This is a genomic window from Muribaculum sp. (genome assembly GCF_029051885.1).
Lineage (GTDB): Bacteria > Bacteroidota > Bacteroidia > Bacteroidales > Muribaculaceae > Muribaculum.
The window spans coordinates 1-5890 of record NZ_JAIDKI010000214.1 but is presented as its reverse complement, the minus strand read 5'-3'; the positions used below and the strand labels follow the sequence as shown (position 1 = coordinate 5890).

The window sequence follows — 5890 nt, the reverse complement described above, 5'->3', positions numbered from 1 at the left end:
CTGTCTCGTGGGCTGGGCTCTGGGTATAACTCACCACATCCTTACGGCAAGGTCAAAAAGCACGAGTTTTGGGTTGGCGTTACCGGCGATGTCAGTTATCGCCGAGTCGAATTCTCGGGCTATGCGTTCGACGTTGCGTTCATTTATGAAGCGTGAGAACTTACTCGAGAATGCAGCTTCCGCACTGTTCAGGTAGTTGAGCTGAGGCACATTGAGATTCATTATGAAGTTTTCTCTCACCAGTCGCAGACAGTAATTCAGAAAGCGTATTATTGTCTCGCGGCCAAATGCCGATATGGTTACTGTCCATTCTTTCAGGTCGGCCATCTGGTTCTGGTATGCTTTGCGCATAAGAGCCATGAACAGTTCAAGAAACTGCTTCTCTTCTTTTGAGAACGATAGTGCGGTCTCTGCTGCAAGCATGCTTCCGTCGGCATTGTGTGCCACGGCCATAGCGTCGGCCGGTGATAATCCCCTTGTCTCAACAAGGCGGTTGGCAACGATTTCGTCAGACAGACGGTGCACAATTATACGCTGGGTGCGTGAATATATGGTCGGCAGTATATTCTTTGCATCGTTGCTTACGAGAATGAACAGTGTGTCGTGAAACGGTTCCTCGATAAGTTTCAGCATTTTATTTGCAGCCTCAGTCTTCAGTCGCTCTGGCAGCCACATTATCACAACCTTATATTTTGCCTTGTGGGCGGTGAAGCTCAGCTTGTGTATCAGACTGTCAGACTCGCTGACAAATATCTGTGGCTGGGAATTCCCCGCCTGTATTAACGACAGCCAATGTAGGAAATCCATATATGGAGAGTCTTCCGACATGCGGCGCCATTCGGCCATATAGTCGTCGGACACCGGATTGTCGTGGCCACCTTTTACTATAGGAAATGAATATATGGTGTCGATATGGTTGATACTGCGGTGTTGTATACATGCCGGGCACACTCCGCAACTGTCTCCTCCGCTACGGTTTTCGCAATGGATGTATTGTGCCATGGCCCTGGCGAGCATCATCTTTCCCGTGCCGGAGGGACCTTCTATGAGTAGGGCATGGGGTATTCTGTCGGCATCCACCATAGAGCGCAACCGCTCTTTTACGGATTGATGTCCGGGTATGTCGCTGAACTTCATTACTCGAAGAACTTGATTAATATACAGTGCGGGCCACTCGCTCTACGCTACGTGTGGCGTTGAGAGAATAGAAATGTATACTCGGCACATTGTGGGCGATGAGTTCACGGGCCTGCATGGCGCACCATTCTACGCCGACTTCCTTAGCCTGTGCATCGGAGGTACATTTCATCAGTTCGTTGGCAAGGTCGCTTGGCATGTCTACATGGAACACCTTTGGCAGGATGTTGAGCTGCGACATTGTGGTGATTGGTTTCAGACCAGGAATGATAGGGACATTGATGCCTGCGTTGCGGCACCGGTCGACAAATCTGAAGTATTTCTCGTTGTCGAAAAACATCTGGGTCACGATATAGTCTGCGCCGTTGTCGACTTTCAGTTTTAGATATTGCAGGTCGATATCCGGATTGGGCGACTCCTCATGTTTCTCCGGGTATCCGGCCACACCATATGAGAAAGTCTCACCGGTGATGATGTCCATCTTTGTGCCGTCAATGAAATAACCGCGGTTGAAGTCGTTGACCTGTTGCTGCAGTTCCGATGCATGGGCGTGACCGTCGGCGTTGGGGGTGAATCGCGATTCATGCTTTGCCTTGTCGCCGCGCAGCAGCAGCAGGTTGGTTATGCCGAGAAAGTTCAGGTCAATCAGGGCGTACTCGGTCTCGATTTTCGAGAATCCGCTGCATATCATGTGAGGAACGGCCGAAATGCCGTATTTCTGTTGTATGGCGGCAGCTACGGCCACAGTGCCCGGACGGCTACGCTCGCTCACACGACGGTACAGGCCGTCGGACGTGTCCTTGAATACTATCTCGCTGCGGTGGGTGGTTATATTGATATACAATGGATCAAACTCCCGCAGAATGTCAATATTGTTAAACAGTTGGTTGATGCCGCGTCCCTTGAGCGGGGGCAGTACCTCAAAGCTGAACCCGGAAGTCTGACGTGCGGCTATTATATCAGTAACTTTCATGTGTCTTGTCGAAGATGAAAAGCAAAGATAGCAAATTCGTGGATAATTTTGTACATTTGCATTATGAAAAAAATTGACCGGGAGACAGTGCAACGCATTCTCGATGTGGCTGACATTGTGGATGTGGTAAGCGATTTTGTGAGTTTGAAGCGCAGAGGTTCGAGCTATCTTGGCTTATGTCCGTTCCATAACGAGCGTACTCCTTCGTTCTCTGTGTCCAAGTCAAAGAATATCTGCAAGTGTTTCAGTTGCGGTAAGGGCGGTAGTCCGGTTAACTTTATAATGGAGCATGAGCAGATGACGTATCAGGAGGCTCTGCGTTATCTGGCCGGAAAATACAATATCGAAATCAAGGAGCATGAGATGACCGACGAGGAGCGCGAACGCGAGACTGAGCGCGCTTCGCTTCTTGCTGTCAACGAATTCGCTCTTCGACATTTCGAATATAATCTCAATGAGACCGACGACGGCCGCAACATTGGTCTCACCTATCTGCAGCAGCGTGGTGTGAGTGAGGCCATGATAAAGCGCTTTCATCTCGGCTATGCACTTGAACGCTCTACCGCGCTTTATGATGAGGCTATCCGCAAGGGATACAATGAAAAATATCTGGTGGATACCGGTTTGTGTATCCGCACTGATACCGGGCGTGTCTATGACCGGTTCAAGGGTAGGGTGATATTTCCGGTGTTTTCTGTCGCGGGCAAAGTCATCGCATTTGGCGGCCGTACTTTAAAGAAGGACCTGGCAAAATATGTCAACTCGCCGGAATCGACCATCTATACCAAGAGTAAAGAACTTTACGGCCTTTATCAGGCAAAACAGGCGATAGTAAAGCACAATAAATGTATCCTTGTCGAGGGGTATCTTGATGTCATCTCGATGCATCAGAGCGGCATTGAGAATGTCGTGGCCTCGTCGGGCACTTCACTGACAGATGGACAGATCCGGCTGATACATCGTTTTACCGACAATGTAACAGTCATCTACGACGGTGATGCTGCCGGCATCAAGGCTTCGTTGCGCGGTATCGACATGCTGTTGCGTGAAGGTCTCAACATAAAGGTGCTGCTGCTGCCTGACGGCGACGATCCCGACAGCTTCGCACAGAGTCATACTTCTACCGAGGTTGAGGAATATATAGCCTCCAACGAGGTCGATTTCATTCAGTTCAAGACGGGAATCCTGTTGCAGGGTCTTGAGAACGACCCGATAGCGCGTTCACGTGCGATTGGCGATATCGTTCAGTCGATATCGGTGATTCCTGATGCGGTCACAGCCAACGTATATATCAAGGAGTGTAGCCGGCGCCTTGATATTGACGAGCGTATTGTGGCCCTTGAGGTGGAGAAACGCCGTAAACAGCAGGCCGAAAAGGACGCTAATGCTGCACGCCAGGAGCGTGCGCGGAAGTCGCTCGGCGAGACTGTGGCGCCGGATGATGCATCTTTGCCTGCTGAAAATCCCTCTTCACCTGAGGCGGTGGCTGATGTCGCTCCTTTTGTTGTGGAGACCGACACAAGGGGGAGCATGCAGCCGGCCGATGTCACGCGCGATGAGAAGAATTTCCGCAGATTCATGCTCAAATATGAGACTGCGCTGGTGAAATACATGTTGCGCTACGGCTTGCTGACTCTTGCCGATATGGTGGATGAGGAGGGCAATTCAGTCACAGTGACAGTGGCCGATTATATAAAGTCGGAACTTGAGCGCGACAGCATGGAGATCTGTAATCCGGTGCTTGCGTCCATCTATAATGCCGTGTTGAAACTTCAGGCCGAGGACTGGCCTCGGGTTGAGCTCGACTGTATAGCGCGTCTTGAGCAGGAGCGTGAGGAGATGATTGCCGCCGGAGAGGCAGAGATACGTGCGTCGGCTTCCGATCTCTCGGATATTGAGCGACGTGAGCGTGAGCTGAAAGCCGCAGCCGATGAAAAATATATCCGCGATTTGCGTGAGTATGCAATGACATATCCCGAGCGTGTCATATGTTCCAGTCCCGACGACAATATACGTAGGTTGGGCATGGAGCTTGTGGCCGAGCGTCATGTGCTCAGCAAGGTGTTTACAAAGTACACCCATATTATTGCCGACGATGAGAGACTGCCCGACATCGTGCCGCGTGCGGTGATTGAATACAAGGATGCGATGCTTGAATGGCAGATACAGCAGCTTAACAGGAGCATAAAGGAAGCCTTCTCGGGTCATGACAATGAGGCTCACTGCATGGAACTTATGGCACGGCTGGGCGAACTTCATGCCTTGCGCAGGGATATGGCTACTTATCTCGGAGAGCGTATCATACTGCCGAGATAAGTAGAACTATCGTGTATGCCGGCATGTTGTAACTAAAAAACAAATAGTCATGCGCATACTGATAATAGGGCTCGGTATCTATGGGTCAAATCTTGCCGTTGACCTTACCGCCATGGGGCATGAGGTGATTGGGGCCGACAGTAATCCTGCTTTGGTTGAGGCGATTAAAGACAAGATTTCCACTGCCTATATACTTGATTCTACCGACGAGATTGCTTTGGGCTCACTGCCTGTGGCTTCGTCTGAACTCGTCGTCGTGGCTATCGGCGAAAATTTCGGCGCGAGTGTGAAGACTGTGGCACTGTTGCGCAAGATGGGTGTCAGACATCTCTATGCGCGTGCAGTTGATGATATTCATGAGACAATATTGCGTGGATTTCAGGTTGACCGCATCCTTGTGCCGGAGCAAAGAGCCGCGCGGGAACTTACAAGAGAACTTGCCCTTGGGGCCGGTGTGGAGGCCATAGGTATCGACAGAGATCATTATGTGATGAAGTTTCGGGTGCCGGAGTTTTACGATGGCATGACTCTTGACGAGATGGGACTTGAACGTAATTTCGGACTTAAACTCGTAGCTGTGACACGTATATCCAGCCGCCGCAATGTCATCGGTCTTACCGACAGCGAACCTGTGGTGGTCGATAATCCGTCGGATGATTTCCGCGTGCAGAAAGGGGATGGAATTACTGTGATGGGGACGCAGAAGCAGTTTCGTGATATGATTCATCATATCGGGTGACCTTATATACGGCGCCATGTTGGCGGCATTATGAAAAAAACTGTATATTTGCGCCATGGATATGTCTCAGCGATTCAATACATATATTGATATTCCGGAGGTGGATTTCTGGCGTACTTTCTGTTTGGAGAAGGGCGTATTGCGCCATTTCGAAAAGGGTGAGGATTTTGCTACCGTAGGCGAGGTGTGCCGGTATGTGGGGTTTATAAAAAGCGGGACCCTTAAATATCTTGCTTTTTCATCTGATGGTTGCGAGCATGTGGTAGGGATGGAGTTTGCCGGTGAGTTTGTGGCCGACTTCCCATTCTCCTTTTACGGAACTCCGTCGAGAGTGTCGATAACCGCCCAGTCGCCATGCGATATTTATTGTGTGTCGGTGAAGGTGATAGTTGAGCAAATGAAGCATGATAGAGTACTGTCTGACATCATCATGCATTCGACTGTAGCGGTATTTTCGACTGTCTATGACCGGTATATGGCACTATATACCCGGTCGGCTCATGAGCGTTACTGTGATCTTATAGGGCGTCATCCCGATCTATTTACTATGTTCTCCTTGAAGGATATCGCATCATTTCTGAATATCACGCCGACCCATCTTAGCCGATTGCGAAAAAATTTTTGAAAAGCACATAGTCATCTGATTAAGGATGTATTAACATACTATTAACTAATAGGGGAGGGGTAGATCTCGAGTAATTACTAACTTTGGCGAGGTAAAAATT

5 protein-coding genes are annotated in these 5890 nt (G+C 49.7%); 3 read left to right on the top strand and 2 right to left on the bottom strand.

Translation table 11 applies throughout. From position 1 onward, the window contains the following. Positions 1-30 precede the first annotated feature (30 nt). Both K2I50_RS08875 and metF read right to left on the bottom strand, forming a co-directional pair. Complete coding sequence (locus K2I50_RS08875) at positions 31-1137, bottom strand: DNA polymerase III subunit (protein ID WP_301025963.1); 1107 nt, start codon at positions 1135-1137, stop codon at positions 31-33. A gap of 16 nt (positions 1138-1153) precedes the next feature. After that, a complete protein-coding gene (gene metF, locus K2I50_RS08870) occupies positions 1154-2110 on the bottom strand; it encodes a methylenetetrahydrofolate reductase [NAD(P)H] (RefSeq protein ID WP_301025962.1) in 957 nt (318 codons plus the stop codon). A gap of 63 nt (positions 2111-2173) precedes the next feature. On the opposite strand from metF, the gene dnaG reads away from it, so the two are divergent. From dnaG to K2I50_RS08855, 3 genes are read left to right on the top strand one after another with little or no spacing between them, the layout of a single operon-like run. Then, complete coding sequence (dnaG, locus tag K2I50_RS08865) at positions 2174-4426, top strand: DNA primase (protein WP_301025961.1); 2253 nt, start codon at positions 2174-2176, stop codon at positions 4424-4426. A 49-nt stretch (positions 4427-4475) separates the two neighbouring features. Then, positions 4476-5165 (top strand): potassium channel family protein, encoded by a 690-nt coding sequence (locus K2I50_RS08860; protein WP_301025960.1) that lies wholly within the window; start codon positions 4476-4478, stop codon positions 5163-5165. A gap of 55 nt (positions 5166-5220) precedes the next feature. Then, positions 5221-5790: a Crp/Fnr family transcriptional regulator gene (locus K2I50_RS08855; protein WP_301025959.1), complete on the top strand. Its 570-nt coding sequence runs from the start codon at positions 5221-5223 to the stop codon at positions 5788-5790. The last annotated feature ends 100 nt before the right edge of the window (positions 5791-5890 follow it).